The organism is Micromonospora aridisoli, assembly GCF_056150025.1.
This window is the reverse complement of the sequence record NZ_JAXCFK010000003.1, coordinates 1-24207: the sequence shown is the minus strand read 5'-3', so window position 1 is coordinate 24207 and position 24207 is coordinate 1. Positions and strand designations below refer to the sequence as shown.

At 72.6% G+C, this 24207-nt stretch carries 19 protein-coding genes and 1 rRNA gene; 11 read left to right on the top strand and 9 right to left on the bottom strand.

Annotated elements, in window-relative coordinates; all coding sequences use genetic code 11:
- Window positions 1-81: 81 nt before the first annotated feature.
- The 6 genes from SM447_RS07045 (at window position 82) to SM447_RS07020 (ending at window position 9007) form a co-directional block, all read left to right on the top strand.
- A complete protein-coding gene (locus SM447_RS07045; RefSeq protein ID WP_474571928.1) occupies window positions 82-705 on the top strand; it encodes a DNA-3-methyladenine glycosylase in 624 nt (207 codons plus the stop codon).
- Between the two features lie 84 nt (window positions 706-789).
- Window positions 790-1176: an effector-associated constant component EACC1 gene (locus tag SM447_RS07040; RefSeq protein ID WP_474571927.1), complete on the top strand. Its 387-nt coding sequence runs from the start codon at window positions 790-792 to the stop codon at window positions 1174-1176.
- Window positions 1163-5464, top strand: a complete 4302-nt coding sequence (locus SM447_RS07035; protein ID WP_474571926.1) for a caspase, EACC1-associated type — start codon at window positions 1163-1165, stop codon at window positions 5462-5464. The genes SM447_RS07040 and SM447_RS07035 overlap by 14 nt, the downstream gene beginning before the upstream one ends.
- Window positions 5465-5606: 142 nt before the next feature.
- Window positions 5607-6746 (top strand): LLM class flavin-dependent oxidoreductase, encoded by a 1140-nt coding sequence (locus SM447_RS07030; protein WP_474571925.1) that lies wholly within the window; start codon window positions 5607-5609, stop codon window positions 6744-6746.
- Entirely contained in the window at window positions 6743-7366 is a 624-nt protein-coding gene (locus tag SM447_RS07025) for an FMN reductase (RefSeq protein ID WP_474571924.1), read from the top strand. Before SM447_RS07030 ends, SM447_RS07025 begins: the two co-directional genes overlap by 4 nt.
- A 96-nt stretch (window positions 7367-7462) precedes the next feature.
- A complete protein-coding gene (locus SM447_RS07020) occupies window positions 7463-9007 on the top strand; it encodes an FAD-dependent monooxygenase (protein ID WP_474571923.1) in 1545 nt (514 codons plus the stop codon).
- 22 nt (window positions 9008-9029) lie between these two features.
- Here the strand turns inward: SM447_RS07020 and SM447_RS07015 are convergent, their stop codons facing one another.
- The 5 genes from SM447_RS07015 to ppdK form a co-directional block, all read right to left on the bottom strand.
- Entirely contained in the window at window positions 9030-9872 is an 843-nt protein-coding gene (locus SM447_RS07015; RefSeq protein WP_474571922.1) for a universal stress protein, read from the bottom strand.
- A 71-nt stretch (window positions 9873-9943) separates the two neighbouring features.
- Entirely contained in the window at window positions 9944-10840 is an 897-nt protein-coding gene (locus SM447_RS07010) for a universal stress protein (RefSeq protein ID WP_474571921.1), read from the bottom strand.
- Window positions 10841-10874: 34 nt separating this feature from the next.
- Window positions 10875-13490 (bottom strand): cation-translocating P-type ATPase, encoded by a 2616-nt coding sequence (locus SM447_RS07005; RefSeq protein WP_474571920.1) that lies wholly within the window; start codon window positions 13488-13490, stop codon window positions 10875-10877.
- Between the two features lie 215 nt (window positions 13491-13705).
- On the bottom strand, window positions 13706-14146 hold the full coding sequence (locus SM447_RS07000; protein WP_474571919.1) for a hypothetical protein: 441 nt from the start codon (window positions 14144-14146) through the stop codon (window positions 13706-13708).
- Window positions 14147-14159: 13 nt separating this feature from the next.
- Window positions 14160-16820 carry a pyruvate, phosphate dikinase gene (gene ppdK / locus SM447_RS06995; protein ID WP_474571918.1) on the bottom strand — a complete coding sequence of 887 codons (2661 nt, stop codon included), beginning with the start codon at window positions 16818-16820 and terminating at the stop codon, window positions 14160-14162.
- Window positions 16821-16993: 173 nt separating this feature from the next.
- On the opposite strand from ppdK, the gene SM447_RS06990 reads away from it, so the two are divergent.
- The 3 genes from SM447_RS06990 to SM447_RS06980 all read left to right on the top strand — a co-directional run bounded on the left by SM447_RS06990 (window position 16994) and on the right by SM447_RS06980 (window position 19690).
- Window positions 16994-17473: a GNAT family N-acetyltransferase gene (locus SM447_RS06990; RefSeq protein WP_474571917.1), complete on the top strand. Its 480-nt coding sequence runs from the start codon at window positions 16994-16996 to the stop codon at window positions 17471-17473.
- 69 nt (window positions 17474-17542) lie between these two features.
- A complete protein-coding gene (locus tag SM447_RS06985) occupies window positions 17543-18178 on the top strand; it encodes a hypothetical protein (RefSeq protein ID WP_474571916.1) in 636 nt (211 codons plus the stop codon).
- A gap of 120 nt (window positions 18179-18298) precedes the next feature.
- On the top strand, window positions 18299-19690 hold the full coding sequence (locus SM447_RS06980) for a hemolysin family protein (protein WP_474571915.1): 1392 nt from the start codon (window positions 18299-18301) through the stop codon (window positions 19688-19690).
- A 23-nt stretch (window positions 19691-19713) separates the two neighbouring features.
- Here the strand turns inward: SM447_RS06980 and SM447_RS06975 are convergent, their stop codons facing one another.
- The 4 genes from SM447_RS06975 to SM447_RS06960 form a co-directional block, all read right to left on the bottom strand.
- The gene (locus tag SM447_RS06975; protein WP_474571914.1) at window positions 19714-20028 is read right to left on the bottom strand and encodes a PRC-barrel domain-containing protein; all 315 of its coding nucleotides are present in this window, start codon (window positions 20026-20028) and stop codon (window positions 19714-19716) included.
- Window positions 20015-20395, bottom strand: a complete 381-nt coding sequence (locus tag SM447_RS06970; RefSeq protein WP_474571913.1) for a hypothetical protein — start codon at window positions 20393-20395, stop codon at window positions 20015-20017. The genes SM447_RS06975 and SM447_RS06970 overlap by 14 nt, the downstream gene beginning before the upstream one ends.
- Window positions 20392-21618, bottom strand: a complete 1227-nt coding sequence (locus SM447_RS06965; protein WP_474571912.1) for an NRAMP family divalent metal transporter — start codon at window positions 21616-21618, stop codon at window positions 20392-20394. The genes SM447_RS06970 and SM447_RS06965 overlap by 4 nt, the downstream gene beginning before the upstream one ends.
- Before the next feature lie 125 nt (window positions 21619-21743).
- Window positions 21744-22124: a PaaI family thioesterase gene (locus SM447_RS06960; protein ID WP_474572353.1), complete on the bottom strand. Its 381-nt coding sequence runs from the start codon at window positions 22122-22124 to the stop codon at window positions 21744-21746.
- Between the two features lie 104 nt (window positions 22125-22228).
- On the opposite strand from SM447_RS06960, the gene tyrS reads away from it, so the two are divergent.
- Together tyrS and SM447_RS06950 are read left to right on the top strand one after the other, a co-directional pair.
- A complete protein-coding gene (gene tyrS, locus SM447_RS06955) occupies window positions 22229-23521 on the top strand; it encodes a tyrosine--tRNA ligase (protein ID WP_474571911.1) in 1293 nt (430 codons plus the stop codon).
- 620 nt (window positions 23522-24141) lie between these two features.
- Window positions 24142-24207, top strand: a 16S ribosomal RNA gene (locus tag SM447_RS06950); the annotation flags it as partial.

The window sequence follows — 24207 nt, the reverse complement described above, 5'->3', positions numbered from 1 at the left end:
TCTCCTAGGGTCGGGCGGCTCGGATCACATCCGCCACCTGCTCGGTTGGCGCCTGCCGACCGCACCGGGTTACCTGGACCCGTGGACCATTCCTGGCTGAGCGCCCCCGCCGCCGACGTCGCGCGGACCGCGCGGAACCTGCTCGGCTGGGAGGTCTCGGCCAACGGGGTCCGGATCAGGCTGACCGAGGTCGAGGCGTACGCCGGCACCGGCGCGGATCCCGCCTCGCACGCCCATCGCGGGCCCACACCCCGAACGAAGGTCATGTTCGGGCCGGCCGGCTACGCGTACACCTACTTCGTCTTCGGCATGCACTGGTGCCTCAACGTCGTCTGCGGGGGCGAGGGGGAGGCAGCGGCGGTCCTGCTGCGTGCCGGCGAGGTGGTCGACGGACTGGACCTGGCCCGCGAGCGACGCGGTGGGGTGCCCGACCGTGACCTCGCGCGTGGGCCGGCTCGCCTGGTGGTGGCTCTCGACGTCACCGCGACGGCGAACGGCACTTGCATGCTCGACGGGACCGGGCCGTTGCTGCTGACGCCGCCGACCCGCCCGATCACGCCGTCGGCCGTCTCCGCCGGCCCACGCGTCGGCGTGGCCGCCGCGCACGACGTGCCGTGGCGGTTCTGGATCACCGGCGACCCGACGGTCAGCCCCTACCGTCGGCACGTGCCACGACGTCGCTCGGCAACCTCCGGCGGCCGGTAGGGCCCGTCCGAGGGGGGACAGCACCGATGGACACGGCACGATAGCGTTGCGTCACCCCTGTGGATGGATCGGTTGGGAGCAGAAGTGCGGCTGTCCATCACCTGCGACGCGGAAGACTCCGTACGGTCGTTGCACTCGTGGCTGGTCAAGGAGCCGGACCTGCGCGGGCACATCCGCATCGCGCAGCCGGTACCGCCACCGGGCACGCTCGGCACCGGGATGGACGCCCTCATCGTCGCGCTCGGGCAGGGTGGTGCGGCGACGGCGCTGGCGAGCGTGCTCATCGCCTGGATCCGGCGGCGGACCGGCTCCCAGACGGTACGCATCACCCGGCCGGACGGCACCACCATCGAGGTGATCGCCGACCATGTCAGAGGGCTGGACCAGGCCGGTCTGCACGAGCTGGTCACCGGCCTCGCGCGGGACCTGCGGCCACCAGCGGCGGGATCCGAGCCCGGTGGCGAAGGCTGATCTCCCGCTCACGCAGGCGGGGGCCCGCGTGCTGGTCGTCGGCACCGGGCGGCACACGGCCGGGTCGCCGCTGCCCGACGTGCCGTCGGTCGCCGACACCGTCGCCGACCTGGGCGCCGCGTTCGTCGGCCGGTGCGGGCTGCCGCCCGAGCACCTGCGGATCCTGCTCGACCCGGCCGATCCCATCGCCTTCGGCAGCGTCCTCACCGAGGTCGCCGAGGCGGCCACGGACGTCCTCGTGCTCTACTACGTCGGGCATGGCCTGATCAGTCCCGGTGACGAGCTGCACCTGGCCACCCGGGCCACCGACGATCTCAGCCGTGGGCTGGCATACAAGGCGTTGCCGTACTCGGCGGTTCGGGACGCGCTGGTGTCGAGCCCGGCAAGGCTCGTCGTGGTCATTCTGGACTGCTGTTTCTCCGGACGCGCGAACGCGTCGTTCGGCACGCCGGTGGCCGACGCCTTCCAGCTCGGCTACGTGCGGGGCAGCTACCTGCTCGCGTCGGCGGCCGCCGACGAGTCGGCGCTGGCACCGGCCGGGCAGCGCCACACCGCCTTTTCGGGTGAGCTGCTCCGGCTGCTCGCCGAGGGCGACCCGAGCGCCCCGGGGGAGCTGACCCTGGACCACGCGTTCCGGGTACTGTCCCGGCGGCTGCCGGAGCTCGGCCTACCGCGACCGCACCGGCAGGCCGGCGACCTCGCCGGTGACCTGGTGCTCGCCGCCAACCCGGCGGCCCCGGAGCCGGTGCTGCCCGCACCGGCGACGTCGAGCGCGGCGGAGGACGTCTGCCCGTACCGAGGGCTCGCGTCGTTCGACACGGAGGACGCGAAGTTCTACCACGGGCGTGACGCGCTCGTCGATGACCTGGTCCGCGTGGTGCGCAGGTCGGTGGGCGAGGGCCCGGTGGCGGTGGTCGGGCCGTCGGGCGCGGGCAAGTCCTCGCTGCTGCGGGCTGGGCTGCTGCCCGCGTTGACCGACGGCGGGCTGGGGGTACCCGGCGCCGGGTCCTGGCCGCACCTGGTCCTGACCCCGGGCGAGCATCCGCTGCTCAGGCTCGCCGGACGGCTGGCCGGTTCGCGCTCCCCGGAGGAGTTCGCCGACGCGCTGCTCGCCGATCCGAGCCAGCTCGCCGCCCTGGTGCGGCAGGCTCTCGACCGGCGGACCGACCGCGATGGCGTACGTCTGGTGCTCGTGATCGACCAGTTCGAGGAGGTCTTCACGACCTGCCGGGACGAGGCGGTCCGGTCGGCTTTCTTGCGCGGCCTCTGCCTGGCCAGCTCGGGCCCGCAGGCGCCAGCGCTGGTGGTGCTGGGCCTGCGGGCGGACTTCTTCAGCCGTTGTCTGGTCTATCCGGAGCTGGTGTCCGCCCTTGAGCAGCGGCAGTTCCTCATCCGGCCGATGACCGCCGAGGAGTTGGCGGAGGCGATCCGCCGTCCGGCACACGCCGCGGGTCTCAGCCTTGAGGCCGGGCTGGTCGAGCGGCTGCTGGCCGACCTGCGGGCCGGCCCGTGGGACGGGCGGGACACCGGTGGCACCTTGCCGCTGCTGTCGTACGCCCTGCTCACCACCTGGCAGCACCGCCAGGGCAGGGTGCTCACGCTGTCCGGCTACCAGCGCACCGGCGGCATCTGGTCGGCGGTGGCCAACGAGGCAGAACGGGTGTGGACCGGGCTGGCCACCGCCGAGCAGGAGGCGGCCCGGCGGCTGCTGCTGCGGATGGTCCGCATCGGGGACGGCACCGAGGAGACCCGTCGGCGGCTGGACCTCCGGGAGGTTCTGCCCACCGACTCGCCGTCGACAGCCGCCGCCGTCGACCGCGCCGCGCAGGCCCTGGCCGGCGCAAGGCTGATGACCATCGACGCGGGACATGCCGAGATCACCCATGAGGCGCTGCCGCACGCCTGGCCGAGGCTGCGCCAGTGGATCGACGAGGACCGCGCCGGGCTGCGCCTGCACCAGAGCCTCGGCGAGGCGGCCACCGGTTGGCTGCGGGAGGCCCGCGACCCGGCCGCCCTCTACCGGGGAGCCCGGCTCGACCAGGTCCGCGACCTGGTTTCGGTGGTCGACCATCCGGTGGGGTTGAGCCCCACCGAACGCGAGTTCCTCCAGGCGAGCCTGGCGCTGGAGCGGCGGGACCGCTCCCGGCTCCGGCGCAACCAGCTCATCGCGGTATCCGCGGTGGTCGCGGTGGTGGCCGCACTGCTGGTCGGCTTCGTGGCGCAGCGTCAGGCGTCGGTGGCCGAGGAGCGGCGGTTGCAGGCGGAGTCGCGGCGGCTCGCCGAGATCGCCAACCGTCAGGCCGACACCTGGCCCCGCGAGGCGCAGTTGCTGGCCGCCTCGGCCTGGCGCCGGTCGCCGACCACGGAGGCCCGTTCCGCGCTGCTCAGCACCCAGTCGCGTCACCAGTTGCGGCAGGTGCTGCGTGGACATCAGGGCCCGGTGCAGTCGGTCGAGTTCAGCCCGGACGGCCGGCTGCTGGTCAGCGGTGGTGTCGACGGCACGGTGCGGTTCTGGGATCCGGAAACCGGCCGGCCCGTGCGCGAGCCGGTGACCACCGACGGCCCGGTCAACCGGGTGGCCTTCGATCCGGCCGGCCGCCTGCTCGCCATCGCCAGCACCGACGAATCGCTGCGGCTGCTGGAACTCGCCTCTGGCCGGGAACTCTGGCGACGCCAGCACGCCGGTCCGGTGCTCGGTGTCGCGTTCAGCGGCAGCGGAGAGCTTCTGGTCAGCACGGACGGCACGCCGCAGTTGTGGGACGTGGCATCCGGCGGATCGGTCGGCTCGCCGATGGTCGGCATGGAGAAGGTCGTCACCACAGTGCACTTCGGTCCCGACGACGCCGTGGTGATCGGAGCCGGCGTGGAACACGCCATCCGGGTCTGGGACACGGCGACGCAGCGGTTGCTGCGGACGGTCAAGACCTCTGGTCCCTGCCTGTTCCTGGCCGTCAACTTCGCCGATGGCGACACGGCGGTCTGCCCCACGGCAAGGGAGGGAGACATTCAACGCTGGAATCTACAGAGTGGACGGCCGACCGGCGAGCCACTGCTCGGCCACGCCGACCCCGTGGCCGGCATGACGTTCGGTCCGCACGGCCGTTTCCTGGCCTCCGGAAGCGTTGATCGCACCGTCCGGCTCTGGTTCCTGCCGACCGGGCAGCAGGTCCTGGAGCTGCGTGGCGCGCCTGAGGCGACCGTCAGCCTGGCTTTCGCCTCGGACGACCGGACGCTGGCGGTGGGCACCGGTTCGGGGGAGATTCTGCTGTGGCGGCTCCTGCTGCCGGTTCCCCTGTCCAGTGCCGCGCTCAGCGCGGAGGTGTCGCCCGACGGCGCGATCGCCGCCTACGGGCGGGAGGACGGCGTCATCCTGCTGTGGGAGGTGGCGACCCGACGCTACCTCCGCGAGTTCTCGTGCAATGCGCCGCGCGCCGCCGAGCTGGCCTTCAGCCGGGACGGCCGCCACCTGGCCGTCGCCTGTCCGGAGTCGCTGACGGTCTGGGACATCCCCTCCGGCGCGACCCTGGCGAGGTTTGAGGCGGACGCGCGCAGCCTGGACTTCAGTCCGGACGGTCGGACGCTCGCCGCCGCGACCTCCGACGGTCCCGTGCGGTTGCTCGACATCGAAACCGGCGGTCGTGCCGGAATCCCCCTTTTCAACGACGACGAATCCTGGGCGGAGGAGAACGACGGTGCGGTGGCGGTGGTGCGGTTCAGCCCGGACGGGCAGCTGCTCGCCACCGGTGCGGACAGCGGTGGAATTCGACTGTGGGAGATGACCGGGCGTACCCAGGTCGGCGCCACCCTGACCGGCCACAACGGCAGCGTGGGCAGATTTGCCTTCCACCCGAACGGTCGGATGCTGGCCAGCGCCAGCATCGACAACACCGTACGACTGTGGGACCTGGACCGGTTCGCGCCCGTTGGACCGCCCCTCGCCGGTCACACCAACCGCACTGTGGCCCTGTCCTTCAACGACACCGGTTCGCTCCTGGCCTCGGCGAGTTGGGACGGTCGGCCGTTGTTGTGGGACGTCGAACAGGGGACGGTGCACGCGACGCTCGACGCGTCCGAGGTGACCGCGTTCGTTCAGTTCGTACCCGGTGACACGCTGATCGGCCTGGCCGGCAACGGTGTGATGCTCCAATGGTCGACGGACCTGGCCGACGTGGCGGCCGACATCTGCGCCCGGCTGGGGCCGGAGCTGACCGAGGAGCAGTGGCGGGCACTTGCGGCGGACGTCCCATACGGCGGTCAGTGTCACGGTGCTGCCTCGCCGCCCCGGTAGCCGCCTCGTCGTCCGGGTTTGGCCGGGCCGCCGAGGGTGACACTGTCGGGAGCCACCAACTGTGGAATAGTTGACTCGTCAAATATGTTGTCGGGTGCGTCGGGGTCATCCTGCCCCGGTCGGACGACACGAGGGAGCGGTCATGCAGTTCGGAGTCTTCACCGTCGGCGACGTCACGGTCGACCCGACAAACGGCCGGGAGCCCACCGAGGCCGAGCGGATCAAGGCGATGGTGACCATCGCGCTCAAGGCCGAGGAGGTCGGCCTCGACGTCTTCGCCACCGGCGAGCACCACAACCCGCCGTTCGTGCCCTCGTCGCCGACCACCATGCTGGGTTACATCGCCGCCCGGACCGAGCGGCTGCTGCTGTCCACCGCGACCACGCTGATCACCACCAACGACCCGGTGAAGATCGCCGAGGATTACGCGATGCTCCAGCACCTCGCCGACGGCCGGGTCGACCTGATGATGGGTCGCGGCAACACCGGCCCGGTCTATCCCTGGTTCGGGCAGGACATCCGCAACGGCATCCCCCTCGCGATCGAGAACTACGACCTGCTGCGCCGGCTCTGGCGCGAGGACGTGGTCGACTGGAAGGGTCGCTTCCGCACCCCGTTGCAGTCGTTCACCTCGACACCGCGCCCGCTCGACGGGGTGCCTCCGTTCGTGTGGCACGGCTCCATCCGCAGCCCCGAGATCGCCGAGCAGGCCGCGTACTACGGCGACGGCTTCTTCGCCAACCACATCTTCTGGCCCGCCGAGCACACCCGTCGGATGGTCGGCCTCTACCGGCAGCGCTTCGAACACTACGGCCACGGCTCCGCCGACCAGGCCATCGTCGGGCTCGGTGGCCAGGTGTTCATGCGGCGCAACTCCCAGGAGGCGGTACGCGAGTTCCGCCCGTACTTCGACAACGCGCCGGTCTACGGTCACGGTCCCTCGCTGGAGGAGTTCACCGCGCAGACCCCGCTGACCGTGGGCAGCCCGCAGCAGGTCATCGACCGTACCCTCGGCTTCCGGGAGTACGTGGGCGACTACCAGCGGCAGTTGTTCCTCGTCGACCACGCCGGGCTGCCGTTGAAGACCGTCCTCGAACAGCTCGACCTGCTCGGCGAGGAGGTCGTGCCGGTGCTGCGCAAGGAGTTCGAGTCGCTCCGCCCGGCACACGTGCCGCTGGCGCCGACCCACGCCTCCCTGCTGGCCGCCGCCGGTGGTGGCACGGACAGCACCGTCCACGCCGTCGACGACGTCACCGGTCGGGCGCCGGAGGCGGCCCGATGAGCGTGCGTACCCTCGCGGTGCTCTCGGCCGGTCTCAGCCAGCCCTCGTCGACCCGGTTGCTCGCCGACCAGCTCGCCGCGGCCACCCGCGACGAGCTGGTCCGGGCCGGTGAACAGGTCGAGCTGCGCCCGATCGAGCTGCGCGAACACGCCCACGACATCGTCAACCACCTGCTCACCGGCTTCCCGTCGGAACCGCTGCGGCAGGTGCTGGACGAGGTCACCGGCGCCGACGGACTGGTCGCCGTCAGTCCGATTTTCAACGCCTCGTACAACGGGCTGTTCAAGTCGTTCTTCGACCTGGTCGATGCCGACGCGCTGGGCGGTCGCCCGGTGCTGATCGGCGCGACCGGCGGCACCGCCCGGCACTCGCTGGCCCTGGAGCACGCGCTCCGTCCGATGTTCAGCTACCTGCGGGCGGTGGTGGCGCCGACTGCGGTCTTCGCCGCACCGGAGGACTGGTCCGGTGGGACCGTCGACGGTTCGTTGCGCGCCCGGATCGACCGCGCCGGCCGGGAGCTCGCGGAGCTGGTGCGGCGCAACGAGCCGACCCGTGGGCCCGCCGACCCGTTCGCCCTCACCACCGACTTCGAACAGCTGTTGCGCGGCGGCGACGGCTGACCCGCCGCGATCACCACCGCCCGCGCCGCAGCTCTCCTGATCGCCGTTTCGGCCTACTACCTGTGGGAACGTCGATGGCGAAGGAGAGGAGGCAGGGTGAACCCATCCGACCAGCGCGGCGGACACTGGCCTGTGGTCGTCGTCGGAGCGGGTCCCGTCGGACTGGCACTCGCGCTGGGGCTGGCTCGGCACGGCGTCCGCACCCTGGTGGTGGAGCGCAACCAGCAGACCAGCGTCCAGTCCAAGGCGCCCGGCATCCACGTCCGCACCCTGGAAGCTCTACAGCCATGGGGCGCCGCCGAGCGGCTGCGCTCCGCCGGCACCCTGCGTGACACCCTTCGGCTCAACTCCCCGGACCCCGCGCGAGGGCCGCTGCTTACCATCGACATCACCCGGCTGGCCGAGGAAGTCGACCGGCCGGGTCTGGTGATCCTTGAACAGGCGCAGACCGAACGGATCCTGCTCGAGGTCGTGCGGGCGGCCGGTACCGCCGATGTGCGTTTCGGCGCGGAGGTGGTTGCCCTCGAACCTGGTCCGGACGTCACCCGGGTACGCTTCCGGACCACCACCGGCGAGGACGTGGTCGATGCCCGCTACGTCGTGGGCTGTGACGGGGCGAGCAGCTTCGTCCGGGACGCGCTCGGGTTACCGTTCCCGGGCCATACCTACGACCTCCGGCCGATGCTCGCCGACATCGCCGTGGACGACGACCGTGACCAGCTGCCCTGGCCTCGCATCGACGTCGACAACCGCGGGTTCACCAGCGCTCTTCGGCTGCGGCCCGGCCTGTGGCGATTGATCCGGATCGACCAGAGCGCCGATGACGACGGAGTCGACCGGGAGGAGGTGGCCGGATGGCTGTCCGGCGTGCTCGGCCCGGGCCCGTTCGAACTGGTGTGGGGCAGCCGGTTCCGGATCCATCGACGGGCCGCGCCCCGGTTTCGGGTCGGTAGGGTCCTGCTGGCCGGAGACGCCGCACATGTGCACAGCCCGGTCGGCGGGCTCGGGATGAACGCCGGCATCCAGGACGCGCAGAACCTGGCCTGGAAACTGGCCGCAGCACTGGCCGGCGGTGACGAGGACCGGTTGCTGGACTCGTACGAGACCGAGCGACGGGCAGTGGTGGTGGGAACGGTCTCGCGCTACACCGACGTGCTGACCCGACTGTTTCTGCGCAGCCCGGCCCTGGTGCGGCGAGGCTTGTTCACCCTGGCCCGCTGGGCCCTGCGGATACCGGCGGTGCGTCTGCGCGCGGCACGCCGGACCACGATGATCGACTTGGATCAGCCGCCATCGGCGTTGCTGTCGGCCGGCGACCGAGCTGCCGGCGTGCGCCTGCCCAACGTGGCCCTGCTGGATCCCGCCGGCGACGTCGTGCGGCTGCACGACCTGCTGCCCGTCGGGCCAGCGTTGCTGGACATCGCCGAGAACCGCGCCTTCGCCGACGATCTGCCAGTCGAGCATGTGATCCGCATTGGCCGCGACGGGCACCAGGATCCGTCCGGGCGGCTGCGCGGCATGCTCCGCGGGGCCGACGGCTGGATCCTGGTACGCCCGGACCAACACGTGGCCTGGGCCCGCACCGAACGCACCGGACTGGCCGAAGCGGTCGCCGCCGCCCTCGGCCAGCCCGGTCCCTGACTGCTTCCCGCTGCTGAGCGCGTCAGCGCTCCGGCTGGTACGGGTGGGCGATGAGCACGGGACAACGGGCGTGCTGCACCAGCGCCTGGCTGACCGAGCCGAGCAGCAGGCCGGCGAAGCCACCCCGGCCGCGGGATCCGGCCACGACGAGCGCCGCGTCCGAGGTCGCCTCGATCAGCGCCTGATCGGGCTTGGGCGCGGTGACGATCCGTTCCTCGACGTTCAGTTCGGGGTGACTGCCGCGCGCCGCCGCCCCCGCGGTGGCGAGCAGTTCCGCCGCCTCCCCGTCGTCGCCGTCCCGCTCCTCGGCGACGTGCAGCAGCACCAGCGTGCCGCCGCGTCGGGTGGCCTCGTCGGCGCCGAAGCCGACGGCCAGTTCGGCCGACTCCGATCCGTCGATACCGACCAGCACCGGACCCTCGGTGGGAATCGGGCGGTCGGGCGGGCGGATCACCAGCACCGGGCAGTGACCGTGCGCGGCGACCTGGGTGCCGACCGAGCCGAGCAGCAGCCCCGCGAAGCCGCCGAGACCGCGGCTGCCCACCACCACCAGCTCCGCCCGACGGGACTCCTCGACCAACGTCGCACCCGGCCCGCCGGCCACCTGACGCACCTCGACCGTGAGCCCCGGCCATCGGTCGACCAGCTCTGCGGCGGCCTGTTCGAGCATCTTGCGGCCGTCCTCCGAGGCCGCCGGCAACCCCACCTCGTACGGGTTGATCGGTACGCCGTAGCCGAGCGGGTGCAGGTAGCCGTGCACCAGATGCAGTGGCCGGGAACGCCACACCGCGGCCTGTGCCGCGTGCTCCGCGGCCACCAGGCTCGGCGGCGATCCGTCCACCCCCACCACGACAGGTCGGTTCATCGTCTCTCCATGGGTCGGTCAAGGCCATTGTCGACGCGTCCCCGGGCGGGGACGCGTCGACACACCACCGGTCAGGTCCCCTCGACCGTACGCAGCTTCCGGACGATCGCCAGCGGGGAGTGGGCGTGGTGCAGCACGGCGTGGCTGACCGAGCCGAGCAGCATGCCGCTGAGCGCCCCGCGGCCTCGCGCGCCGACCACCACCAGCTGGGCGGTACGGGACTCCTCCACCAGCGCCCGGGCCGGCGAACCGCGCACCAGCCGCCGACGCACCGTCACCTCGGGAAAGCGTTCGGACCAGCCGGCCACCGCCTCGGCGAGGGTGCGCTCCTCCTCGTCCCGGAAGGCGTCCAGGTCATACACCAGGGGCAGGATGTCGCCGGGACCGACCGGGGTCGGATACAGCCAGGCGTGCATCGCGACCAGCTCGGTGCCCCGCCACGCCGCCTCCTCGAAGGCGAACCGGACGGCCTCCTGCGACAGCTCCGAGCCGTCCACGCCGACCACCACCGGGCCGTCCGCCCGCGATTCACCGCGAATCACCAGCACCGGGCAGTCCGCGTGAGCGCTGATCTGCACGGCCACCGAGCCGAGCAGCAGCCCGGCGAAGCCACCCAGGCCACGGTTGCCGAGCACGAGCAACGCGGCGTCCCGGGCCTCGGCGAGCAGAACGGGGCTCGCCGGCCCGTCGACCACGGCGCCGGTCACCGCCACCTCCGGGGCCACCTTGCCGGCCTCGGCGACGGCGTCGGCGACGCACCGCTCCGCCTGGTTACGCAGCCCGCCCTCGGGCGGCGCACCCGGCGCGGGACCCAGCGGCACCTTCATCAAGGGCCAGATGAAGGCGTGCACGATCCGCAGCGGGCGGTGCCGGTGTGCCGCCTCCCGCGCGGCGGCACGCACCGCGTGCAGGGCGATCTCGGAACCGTCCACGCCCACCACGATGGGAGCGCCGGTGTTGCTGGCCATCACATCTCCTCCTTGACTCCGCTGTCAGCCTGGCTCATCCGACGACGCCAGGGTAGGCGGACATGCCGTCGTCGCTCTTCGGCGTGCGCCGGGTCAGCCGCAGCACCAGACCGGGCAGCACGCTCACCGCGGCACAGGCCAGCAGCTCCGGGACGCCGAGTGCCTCGGTACCGAGCAGCTCCCGTAGCGGCGGCAGCGTCACGCCGGCCACCTGGAGCAGCGCGGAGGAGGCCACCGCGAGGGGCAGCGCCAGGTTGCCCCGCCGTTGCCCGGGCGGTCGGGGCGCGCGGACCGCCAGGGCCACCCCCAGCTGGGCCAGGCCGAGGACCATGAAGATCACGGACTGCCACGGTCGGTCCCAGTGGGCGGCGAGCACACCCGCGCCCAGGGTCACCGCCGCGATCAGCGCACCGCCGACCAGGATCTGCCGGCCCAGGCCCGCGCCGAGCACCGACTCGTGTGGTGAGCGCGGCACCCGGCGCAGCGTGCCGGGTTCGGCCGGTTCGGCGCCCAGGGCCACCCCGGGCACCCCGTGGGTGAGCAGGTTGATCCAGAGGATCTGCGCCGGCAACAGCGGTACCGGCAGGCCGAACAGCGGCCCGAGCAGCATCACCGCGATCTCGGCCACCCCGCCGGAGAGGGCGTAGCGCAGGAAGCGGCGGATGTTGTCGTAGATCCGGCGGCCCTCGCCGATCGCGGTGGCCACGGTGGACAGATCGTCGTCGACCAGCACCAGGTCGGCCGCCTGCCGGGCCACCTCCGTGCCGCCACCCATCGCCACCCCGATGTCGGCCCGGCGCAGGGCCGGGGCGTCGTTGACGCCGTCGCCGGTCATCGCCACCACGTGTCCCCGGGACTGCAACCCGGCGATGATGTCGAGCTTCTGCTCCGGCTGCGTACGCGCGAACACCCGGGTCGCCGAGGGCGCCTCGGCGGGATCGCCGTCGTCGCCGCGTACCACCGGGTCGCCTTCGGCCCACAGGCCCAACTGGCCGGCGATGGCCGCCGCGGTCGCCGGGTGGTCCCCGGTGACCAGCACGAGCCGGACACCGGCGTCGGCGAAGCCGTCGGCGATGTCCGGCGCTCCGGCGCGCAGCGGGTCGCCGACGGCGACCAGTCCCACCGGTCGCAACCCCACGGGGTGGGCGGGGTCGGCCGGCGGCGTGTCCGCCAGGGCCGCGGCCAGCGCCAGCACCCGCAGCCCGTCGCCGGCCATCCGGTGCGCGGCGGCGGTCAGGGCGGCCAGTTCGTCCGCGTCGGCGTCGAGCAGCGGCGCGGTGAGCACGTTCTCCGGAGCGCCCTTGCAGACCACCAGGTAGCGGCGGTCGCAGGAGCGGTGCACCGTGGTCATCCGGCGCAGCTGCTGGTCGAAGGGATGTTCGGCCACCCGGGGCCAGGCGTTGCGGGTGTTCTGCGGGTCCAGGCCGCAGCGGGCGGCGAAGGTCACCAGCGCCGCCTCCAGCGGATCTCCGACCGCCCCCCAGCGGGGGCTCTCCTCCGTCGGTGGGGCGAGGGTCGCGTCGTTGCAGAGCAGGCCGGCCCGGGCCAGCCGGCGCAGCTCATCCGACACCGCCACCGGCGTCCCGTCGCGGTGCACGGTGCCGTCCGGGGCGTACCCGCTGCCGGTGACACCGAACCGGGCACCGTCGCCGGTGACCGCCTGCTGCACGGCCATCCGCCCCTCGGTGAGGGTGCCGGTCTTGTCCGAGGCGATCACCGTGACCGAACCGAGGGTCTCCACCGCGTGCAGCCGGCGGGGGATCGCCCGGGCGGCGGCCATCCGACGTGCGCCCAGCGCGAGGGCCAGCGTCACCACCGCGGGCAGCGACTCCGGCACCGCGGCCACCACCAGGCTCACCGCGGTGACCGCCATGTCCACCAGAGGCCGGCCGCCGAGTACGCCGACGGCGAAGACCAGCCCGGACAGCGCCACGGCGGCGAGGCCGAGGATCCGACCGAGTGAGGCGAGCCGGCGTTGCAGCGGGGTGGCCGACGGCCGGGTGGTGGCCGCCAGGGTGGCGATCCGGCCCAGCGCGCTCGCCGCGCCGGTGCGCACCACCGTGCCGGCCGCCCGACCGGTGGTCACGACCGTGCCGGCGCTGGCCTCCTCGCCCGCCGCGCGGGACACCGGCACCGACTCGCCGGTCAACGCCGACTCGTCCAGGTGCAGCCGGTTCGCGTCGTGCAGCCGCAGGTCGGCCGGGACCACGTCGCCGGCCTCGATCCGTACCAGGTCACCCCGGACCAGCTCGCTGGCGGGCAGGACCACGTCCCGGCCGTCGCGGACCACCCGGGCGGTCGGCGCGGCGAGCTGGTCGAGCGCGGCGATGGCCCGGTCGGCACGTACCTCCTGGACCACCCCGATCGCCGTGTTGACCGCGACGACGAGCAGGATCACTGCGGTGTCGGGGTAGTCCCGCAGCACGGTGGTGACCACGGCCGCGGCCAGCAGCAGCGCGACCAGGGGATCGGTGAGCTGATGCAGGATCCGGACCGCCAGGTGCCGGCGGGGTGGGGGCGCGGCGGCGTTCGGTCCGTCCACCCGCAGCCGTCGAGCGGCCTCGCCCGAGGCGAGCCCGGTGTCGGGTCCCGCCGTCACGGTGGATTCTCTGCGTACGTCCCCGTCCGCGACCTGGACCTGTCCGGCCACCGTCCGCTCCGCCCTGTGCACCAGGCGGCCCCTGCGGCACGCCCTTCAACATCAGCCTGGTCCAGGTCGACGCGGCCGGGCAGGGGCGATGCGCCCGCACGACCCGGGACCAACGGCCCTGGGGACTCCTCCGCAGGCCACCTCGCCGGCGCGCACGACACCGACGGCGGCCGGTGGGCCGCCGTCGGTGTGCGGTGGGACGTGGCGGTGCGCCGTCAGCGTTCGACGACCAGCCGCCGGGCCCGCAGCAGCCGGGCCCACCAGGGACGCGGTGCCTGCGGCACCGGACCGCGGACGCCGCGGAAGCTCACCCAGCCGCCCGGTCCCATGCTGAGCCGGCCGACCGTGGGCGGGCGCCGCCGGCCCAGCACGGTGACGCCGGAGATGACGAGTCCCAGCGCCAGCACCCCGGCCGAGGCGACCAGCAGCCGGTCCGGGTCGAGCACCGGCCGGTACCGGACCCGCCCGCCGGTGGCGACGAACACGCCGACCGGACGTCCGTCGCGGGTCACCGGCACCAGTGCGGTCGGTGGTGTGCCGGGCAACTCCAGCACCGGCCCGACCGACGGCGTCGGTGCCGGTAGCGGTGCCGTGGCCGGCGCCGGCCGGGGCGGGACCAGTGGCACCGGCCCGGTGGCGTTGAGGATCGCGGTCATCTCGGCTACCCCCTTATCGGGCGTCGGAACCGGCGCAGGCGCCGGAGACCGCGGCCCGGCCAGCGGCCAGGCGGGCGATCGGCACCCGGTACGGCGAGCAGGAGACGTAGTCGAGCCCGGCCTCGGCGAAGAACTCCACCGACTCCGGATCACCGCCGTGCTCGCCGCAGACACCGACGGTCAGCTCGGGCCGCGCGGCCCGACCCTCGGCCACCGCGAGGCGGACCAGCCGGCCCACTCCGGCGGCGTCGACGGTCTCGAACGGAGACGTCTCGACGATGCCCCGCTCCAGATATTCACCGAGGAAGGAACCCTCGCCGTCGTCGCGGGAGAACGCCCAGGTGGTCTGGGTGAGGTCATTGGTGCCGAAGGAGAAGAACTCGGCCTCGCCCGCGATCTCCCCGGCGGTCAGCGCCGCACGCGGAGTCTCGATCATCGTGCCCACCGGGATCGGCGGCGCACCGGGCACGGTGGCCAGCACGTCCGCCATCTCGGCGCGCACCACCGCCAGCTCATGCGCGTCGACGACCAGCGGCACCATGATCTCCGGGCGTGGGTCGCCGCCCTCGGCCACCCGCCGCGCCGCCGCCTCGGCGACGGCCCGCACCTGCATCGCGAACAGGCCCGGCACCACCAGCCCCAGCCGGACTCCGCGCAGGCCGAGCATCGGGTTGCTCTCCTGCATGCGCTGGACGGCGGCCAGCAGCACCGCGTCGCGGCCCGGGTCCTGTCCGAGCGCCTCCGCCCGGGCCACCCGCGCGGCCAGTTCCGGCAGCGGAGGCAGGAACTCGTGCAGCGGCGGGTCGAGCAGCCGGATGGTGACCGGCAGCCCGTCCATCGCGGCGAGGATCGCCACGAAGTCCTCCCGCTGCAACGGCAGCAGTTCCGCCAGCGCGGCGTGGATCTCGTCCAGCCCGTCGGCCAGGATCAGTCGCTCGACCAGGGCCCGGCGCGCACCGAGGAACATGTGCTCGGTGCGGCACAGCCCCACACCGGCCGCGCCGAGCGCCCGGGCGCGCACCGCGTCGGCGGGGGTGTCGGCGTTGGCGCGTACGCCGAGCCGCGACACCGAGTCGGCGTGCCGCAACAGCCGATCCACGGCCGAGACCAGCCGGTCGGACTCCGGGGCCAGCTCACCGGCGAGGTAGCGGGTCACCGGGGAGGGTCGCACCGGCACCTCGCCGAGGTAGATCCGGCCGCTGGTGCCGTCGATCGAGATCAGCTCGCCGGCCCGGACGGTCCGGCCGTCGACGCTGAACTCGCCGCGCTCCGGGTCGATCTCCAACGCCTCCGCACCGCACACGCAGGTGCGTCCCATGCCCCGGGCGACGACCGCGGCGTGCGAGGTCTTGCCTCCTCGGGCGGTGAGGATCCCGGCGGCGGCGATCATGCCGGGCAGGTCGTCCGGGTTGGTCTCCCGGCGTACCAGGATCACCGGCTCCTCGGCAGCCTCGGCGGCGGCGTTGTCGAAGACCACCCGGCCGGCGGCGGCACCGGGCGAGGCGCCGACACCGGTGGCCAGCGGCTCCGGGGTGGCCTCCGGGTCGAAGGTGGGGAACATGAGGTGGGCCAGCTGGGCGCCGCTGACCCGGGTCAACGCCTCGTCCCAGCTGATCAGACCCTCGTCGGCGAGCTGCGCGGCGATGACGAAGGCCGCCGCCGGGGTGCGCTTGCCGACCCGGGTCTGCAGCATCCACAACCGGCCACGCTCGATGGTGAACTCCACGTCGCACAGGTCCCGGTAGTGCCGCTCCAGGGTCGTCATGATCCCGGTCAACCGCCGGTAGCTGGCCGGGTCGATCCGGGACAACTCGTCCAGCCCCACCGTGTTACGGACGCCGGCCACCACGTCCTCGCCCTGGGCGTCGGACAGGTAGTCGCCGTACACGCCGGGGGCGCCGGTGGCCGGATCGCGGGTGAAGGCGACCCCGGTGCCCGAGTCCGGTCCCAGGTTTCCGAAGACCATCGCCATCACGTTGACCGCGGTGCCCAGGTCGTCGGGGATGTGCTCACGGCGGCGGTAGAGCACCGCCCGGGAGGCGTTCCACGACTCGAAGACCGCGCGGATGGCCGAGTACAGCTGCTCGTGCGGGGCCTGCGGGAAGTCGTGGCCGACCCGGTCGGCGAACACCTTCTTGTACGTCTCGACCAGCCCGTGCAGCTGCTCCGCCGTCGGGCCCTCCGGCCCGGCGGTGGCCCGCAGCGCCTCCAGTTCCCGGTCGAAGTCCTCGGCCGGCACGCCGTGCACCGTCCGACCGAACATCTGGATCAACCGTCGGTACGAGTCCCAGGCGAACCGCTCGTCGCCGCTGATCCGGGCCAGTCCCACCACCGTCGCGTCGTTGAGGCCGATGTCCAGGATGGTCTCCATCATCCCGGGCATCGAGAACCGCCCCCCGGAACGGACGGCCAGCAGCAGCGGCTCGGTCGGGTCGCCGAGCCGCCGGCCCAGCCGCACCTCGATCTCCCGGAGGTGAGCATTCACCTCGTCGAACAGCCCTACGGGCACCTCCTTGTCGGCGAGGTAGGCCCGGCACGCGTCGGTGCTCACGGTGAATCCGGGCGGCACCGGCAACCCGAGCCGGGTCATCTCGGCAAGGTTGGCGCCCTTGCCGCCGAGCAGGTCGGCCATGCCCCGGCCGCCCTCGATGAAGTCGTACACGTACCTGGTCATGACCCGGCCTCCACTTCGCCGTCGATGCCTCTGACCTCTTGGTAACAGCGCCGCCGCGGGTCGGGGCAGGGCCGAAAGCCGACCCGGACCGGGCCGCTGGTCCTGAGCTGGACGGGCCACCGGCCGCCACGGCCCGTCGGCGTCTCCACCGTCCCGGCACGTATGGTCGGCCGGTGACCGATGACCTGCGGCTACGCCCCGTCGGTGAGGACGACCTGGTGGAGTTCTTCGCCCATCAGCTCGATCCCGAGGCCAACCGGATGGCCGCCTTCGGCGCCCCGGACCCGGCCGACCGGCGGGCGTTCGCCGCGCACTGGGTACGCATCCTCACCGACCCGGAGATCGTGGCCCGGACGGTGACCGTCGACGGCGCGGTGGTCGGCCACGTGCTGGCCTTTGCCGTGGGCGGGCGCACCGAGGTCAGCTACTGGATCGACCGGGCACACTGGGGCCGCGGGTATGCCACGGCCGCCCTGACGGCGCTGCTGCGCGAGGTCCGGCACCGGCCCCTGTTCGCGCGGGCGGCGACCGACAACGCCGCCTCACTGAAGGTGCTGCGCCGGTGCGGGTTCGTGGTGCGGGGCACCGACCGGGCGTACGCCCCGGGCCGGGGCCACGACGTCGACGAGTACGTCCTGGAACTGCCGGCGTGATCCGCCCCGACCTGGCGCGATCCGCCCCCTGACACCCGGGCTGACCAGGGCGGCGTCTACCCTCGCGGGGTGAACTGGCTGGAACTGGTCGGCTGGGCCGGCTCCGCGTTGCTGGTGTGGTCGCTGCTGCAGACGCGGATCCTGCGACTGCGCGCCCTCAACCTGGTCGGCTGTGCCGTCCTGATCGGCTACAACACCGCGGTGCGGGTGTGGCCCATGGTCGGGCTGAACGTGGTGCTGGCCGTGATCAACATCTGGTACCTGCGGCGGCTGCTCACCACCCGTCATGACGAGCAGACCTACCAGGTGGTCGAGGTGGGTGCCGACGACGCGTTCCTGGCCCACACGCTGCGGGTGCACGCCGCCGACATCGCCCGCTTCAACCCGGGTTTCCACCCGGACCGGCTGGCCGGCCGATCGGCCTTCCTCGTGGTACGCGCCGACGAGGTCGTCGGCGTGGTGCTGGTGCGCGATGCCGGCGACGGGGTGGCCCAGGTCGACCTGGACTACGTCACCCCGCCGTTTCGTGACTTCACGCCCGGCGAATTCGTCTACCGGCGCAGCCGCCTGTTCACCGATCGCGGGTTCCGGCAGGTGGTGAGCCCACCGGGCATGATCGCCCCGTACTACCACCGCCTCGGGTTCCGCCGCGCGGGGGAGTCGTACGTGCTGGACCTGCCCGCACCGGCGCTGCCCCAGGGCTGATCGCGCCGTCCCGGCTGGGCGATGATTTGCCGCCGGAGCGAGTGGGCATAGGCACCGCTACGCCGGCGGGGCCGCCACCGGCGGCGCCACGGGGCGCGGTCCAGCGGAGGAGAACCGGGCGTGCAGAGCTACTGGAGCCAGCTGGCCCTGGTCGGAGTCCTGGTCGTGGTGAACGCGATCTTCGCGGGCAGCGAGTTGGCGCTGGTGTCGCTGCGGGACAGCCAGGTCCAGCGGCTGGAACGCACCGGGCGGACCGGCCGCGTGCTGGCCCGGCTGGCCCGCGACCCGAACCGCTTCCTGGCCACCATCCAGATCGGTATCACCCTCGCCGGCTTCCTCGCCTCGGCCGCCGCCGCGGTGTCGCTGGCCCGGCCGCTGGTCCCGCTGATCGAGGGGGTGTTCGGTCGGGCCGCCGGGCCGGTGGCGGTCGTGCTGGTCACGCTGGTGCTGACCTTCGTCACCCTGGTCTTCGGCGAGTTGGCCCCGAAACGGATCGCCATGCAGATCCCGGAGCGGTGGGCGCTGCTCGTCGCCCGCCCGCTGGACCTGCTCGCCGCCCTCACCCGGCCGGTCGTCTGGGTGCTCGGCGCGACCAGTGACCTGGTGGTGCGGCTGTTCGGGCTGGACCCGAAGCCGGAGCGGGACGAGATCAGCCCGGACGAGCTGCGCGACATCGTGGCCGGCCATCACGGCTTCACCAAGGAGCAGCAGACCATCATCGCCGGTGCCGTGGAGATCGCCGAGCGGAAGCTGCGGGCGGTGCTGGTACCGAGGTTGCAGGTCTTCTGCCTGGACAGTGGCACCACCGCCGAGGCCGCCCGGCTCGTGCTGGCCGCGTCCGGGCACTCCCGCGCCCCGGTGGTCCGCCACGGCGGCCTGGACGAGACGGTCGGCGTCATCCACCTGCGGGACCTCGTCGGGGTCCGCGACGACCAGCCGGTCGACGAGTACGCCCGCCCGCCGCTGCTGCTGCCGGACTCGGTGCCGGTGGTGGACGCGCTGCGCCGGTTCAAGGCCGAACGCCAGCACATGGCGCTGGTCGTGGACGAGCGCGGCGCCGTTGAGGGCATCGTCACCCTGGAGGACATCCTGGAGGAGATCGTCGGGGAGATCTACGACGAGACCGACCGCGACGTCCGTGAGGTGCGTACCGAGGCGGACGGCTCGCTGCTGGTGCCGGGGACCTTCCCCATCCACGATCTGCCCGACATCGGGGTGGAACTGCCCGGCCGCCCGGACGGCGACTACACCACCGTGGCGGGGCTGGTGCTGGCCGGTCTCGGCCGGATCCCCGCGACCGGGGAGCATCTCACCGTCGACGGTTGGCGGCTGGAGGTGACCGTCGCCGACGACCGGGCGGTCTCCGGTGTCCGGCTGCGCCACGCGGCGGAGCAGCCCGAGGACTCCGACGACTCCGCCGCCGCGACCACCGCCGCGTCCGAGCGGCGGCGGGACGACCTGTCGGGCACGCCGGACGACACCTCGTCGGTGCTGGACGGCACCCGACGCTGAGCCCGGCCCGTGCTCCGTGAGGGTCAGCCCTCCGGCGCGTGATCCTTCTCCGCCGGGTCGGGCAGCGGCGGATCCAGCCGTACCCGGTGCAGCGGCACCTGCCAGGTGCTGCGACTCAGCAGCCGGGCCAGCGCGCGGATCGCCCATGGGCCCGACGGGTGCCGTTCCGGGCCGATCAGCCGCCCGCTCAACCGGCCGTACCAGTGCCGGGTGACGACCAGGTCGGTCAGCCGCAGCGGGCCGTCGGAGGAACCGCGCACCACGAGGTCCACCACCCGACCCAACCGGCGCCCCTGGTGGTCGTACGCGGTCCGGCCCAGCAGCTCACCCGCCCGCACGGTCCGCCCCCGGGATCCGGCCGATCAGGTTGCGGCGCAGCCACTCCTCGACCGGCGAGGTGGGCAGCTCGTCCGCCCGGATCCGCAGCCGCACCGCGCTGTCCACCCGCGCGACCAGCGCGTACGGGATGCGCAGCGGCGCCACCGGCCGATCCGTGACGAACCGCTCGGCGGTCAGCACCAGCATCCGCCCCAGCCGGCCGCCGACCCGCTGCCCGAGCGCACCCGGCCCGGTCAGCAGCGACCGCAGGTACGGCAGCCCGTCCGCGTCGAACCCGAACTCCACGTCGTCGACCTTGCCGACCAGCCGCCCGTCGCGGTCGACGAGTTGACGGTCGAGCAGCTCGCGGCTGATCTGGATCCTCACTGACCCATCCTCGTACCGATGGCCAGTGGCACGGCGACGATCGAGGCGGCGACGATGACCAGCAGCAGCACCGCGCCCAGCAGGTTGAGCGCCCGACCGTTGACCCGGTCGCCCAGATAGGTGCGGTCGTTGGCGACCACCAGGATGGGCAGGTACGTCAGCGGCAACGCCACCGCGCTGATGATCAACATGTACTCGGTGAGGGTCACCGGGTCGATCGTGGTCAACAGCAGCAGCACCCCTATCAGCACGCTGACCAGCAGCACGGTGTGGAACCGGGCCGCCTCGCGCGGGCTGACCCGCTTGCCCCACTGCCAGCCGAAGTACTGCGCGGCGGCGTACGCGGCGGACAGACCGGTCTCCAGCGCGGCGCCGAAGGTGACCGCGAAGAAGGCCAGTGCCGCCACGGCCAGGCCGACCGCGCCGAAGGCGAGCACCACCGGATGCGCGACCTCGTCGAGGCTGTCCACCGAGAGACCGGCGGGGCGCAGCACCACGGCGGCCGTGGCGATCAGCGACAGGGCGAGGAACCCGCCGATCGGGAAGCCGACCAGCACGCTGAAGCGGGCATCGGCCAGGTCGTCCGCGCTCCACCGCTCCTCGACCCCGCCGGAGGAGAAGAAGAAGACCTCGTACGGGCTCACCGTCGAGGCGAACAACGCGACCGCGATGAACCAGTACGCCCCCCAGCCCTGACCGGAGTCGTCGGGTGCCACGGCGCTGCGGCCGAGCGCCGCCCAGTCGGTCGGCAGCCAGAACAACGCGACGGCGAAGACCACCAGAGCCAGCCCGGCCAGCCCGAAGACGCGTTCCATCACCGGGAACCGCATCCGCCACAGCACCAGCCAGACCGCGATCCCGGCGACGGGTACCCAGAGCAGGTAGGGCACCCCGGTGGCCAGTCGCAGCGCCAGCGCCACCCCGCCCAGCTCCGCCGCCAGCGTGATGACCGTGACGAGGTACGAGGCCACCAGGTTGATCAGTGCCATCCGCGCGCCGAGCCGCTCCCGAACCAGGTCGAACACCGCCCGGCCGGTCACCGCCGCGATCCGTCCGGCCATTTCCGCGTACGCGCAGATGGCGACGACGCCGAGCAGCAGCACCCAGGTGTGTGCCATGCCGAAGCGGGCGCCGGCCTGACCGGCGGCGACGAGGTCGCCGATGTCGACGAAGCCGCCGATCGCGGACAGGATGCCGAGCGTCGCCGCGAGGAGCTTCCTCACGTCGGCGGTGCGGGGTCGGTCATCGACGCGACGATAACGCCGCGAAAGCCGCTATCTACTCGAAACCGACATCAACCCTGGTCGGTCGGGGGTGACGGTGTCGACCGGGCCGCGGCGGCCGTCCGTCAACCGGCGTCCGGATAGAGGTTCTGCAGACGGACCTGGCCGCGGGCGACCAGCCGGGCGTCCGCGTCGGTGACCTCCACCTGCCACAGCTGCTGGCTCCGCCCTCGGTGCACCGGGGTGCCGACCGCGGTCAGCTCGCCCTCGCGCACGGCTCGCAGAAAGTCGGTCTGGTTCGACACACCGACCACCCGACCGCGACCGCCCAGCCAGACACCCGCGCCCAGGCTGGCCGCCGTCTCCACCACCGAGCAGTAGACCCCGCCGTGCAGGATGCCGTACGGCTGGTGCAACTCCGGGCGGACCTGCCAGCGGATCGTGACCCGGTCCCCGCTGATCTCGTCCAACGTCAGCCCGAGCAGGGCGAAGAAGCCGCCCGACATCTCCGGCACGTCCACGGCCACCTCCTCGATCTTGATCGCCAGCCTAGTGCCGGTGCGTCTGGCAGAACCCGGTAGGGCCGGAGCAGCCCGATGGGGGAGAATCGGTGACCGTGACCGACAGCAACCTCCCGCCGGCCCGGCGGGACTCCCTCACCGACGACCTGCGCTGGCGGGGCCTGCTACAGGACTCCACCGACCCGGACGAGCTGCGCGCGCTGCTCGACGGCCCGGGAGCCGCCTTCTATGTCGGCTTCGACCCCACCGCGCCGAGCCTGCACGTCGGCCACCTGATGCAGGTCACCACCGCCCGCCGTCTCCAGCTCGCCGGGCACCGGCCGCTGCTGCTGGTCGGCGGCGCGACCGGGCAGATCGGCGACCCGAAGGAGAGCGCGGAACGGACCCTCAACCCGCCGGAGGTCGTGGCGAGCTGGGTCCAGCGGATCCGCGACCAGCTCGCGCCCTTCGTGTCGTACACCGGGGACCACGCCGCCCAACTGGTCAACAACCTGGACTGGACCGGTGAGATGTCGGTGGTCGAGTTCCTGCGCGACGTGGGCAAGCACTTCCCGGTCAACCGGATGCTGGCCCGGGAGGTGGTCCGGGCCCGGTTGGAGAGCGGAATCAGCTTCACCGAGTTCAGCTACCAGTTGTTGCAGGCCAACGACTTCTTCGAGCTGCACCGGCGGCGCGGCTGCCAGCTCCAGTTCGGTGGCTCCGACCAGTGGGGCAACATCACCGCCGGGGTCGACTACGTGCGGCGGCGGGGCCTCGGACCGGTCCAGGCGTTCACCACCCCGCTGGTCACCAAGTCGGACGGCTCGAAGTTCGGCAAGACCGAGGGCGGCGCGATCTGGCTCGACCCCGAGATGACCAGCCCGTACGCCTTCTACCAGTTCTGGATCAACGTCGACGATCGGGACGTGGGCCGCTACCTGCGCTACTTCAGCTTCCGGTCGCGCGAGGAGCTGGAGGCGCTGGAGAAGGAGACCGCCGAGCGGCCGGCGTCCCGGGCCGCTCAACGCGCCCTCGCCGAAGAGTTGACCACGCTGGTGCACGGCGAGCGGGAGATGGCGCAGGTGGTCGCCGCCAGCCAGGCGCTGTTCGGCCGGGGATCGCTGGAGGACCTGTCCGCGGTGACGCTGCGCGCCGCGTTGACCGAGGCCGGTCTGGTCCGTCTCGGTGAACTGCCGGAGGTCGCCGCCCTGTTCAAGGAGTCCGGCCTGGTACCGAGCATGAAGGAGGCCCGGCGGGTGATCGCCGAAGGCGGCGCGTACGTCAACAACAACCGGGTTGTCGAGGCGGACGCCGTGGTCTCCGCGGCGGATCTGCTGCACGGCCGGTACCTCGTGCTGCGTCGGGGCAAGCGCTCCTTCGCCGGGGTCGAGCTGGGCTCCTGACCCGGCAAGCGGTGGTGTGACGCGGGACGCGCCCGGCGGATTTGACGATCAATCCGCCGGGCGCGTAACTTTCTCTTTGCCAGCGCGGAACGGACGAACGAGGTCGAAGACCTCAGGCCGGAGCGCAGGTGGACCTATCGGGCCGGGACGGCTGACGTCTTCCAGGTTCGAGCCGGGCGGTGCCCCGGATTCGTCGAGGGGCGGATTTGGTGAGGCGGAACCGACCGGGTATGGTTGACGACCGGCAGGGCCCCAGGCGCGCTCGCGGGAGACCGCAGCGGCTGGCCTGCCAAAACCACGACTGGAACGGCGGAAGCCGGTTCGATCGTGGTGCCCGGACAAATGGGTGAAGCGTGACAAAGCGGTGCGAGCCGGTTTGACACGGTAGAAACCACCGGGTAACGTGGTAAAAGTGCCCGGTGCGGTTTGGTCGGGTGTGGTGCCCCGGACACGGTTTCGCTAGGCGAGGCCGGGGATGGTGTGTGGTTGTTCTTTGAGAACTCAACAGGGTGCTTGATAAGCCAGTGCCAAGTTTGTTTCTCGGGCTGGCCAGTTTTTCTGGTTGGTTTGGGGTTTCTTTGGCAACATTTTTGTTGCTGGGATGATTTTCCTTCAGGTTTTTGTTGGAGAGTTTGATCCTGGCTCAGGACGAACGCTGGCGGCGTGCTTAACACATGCAAGTCGAG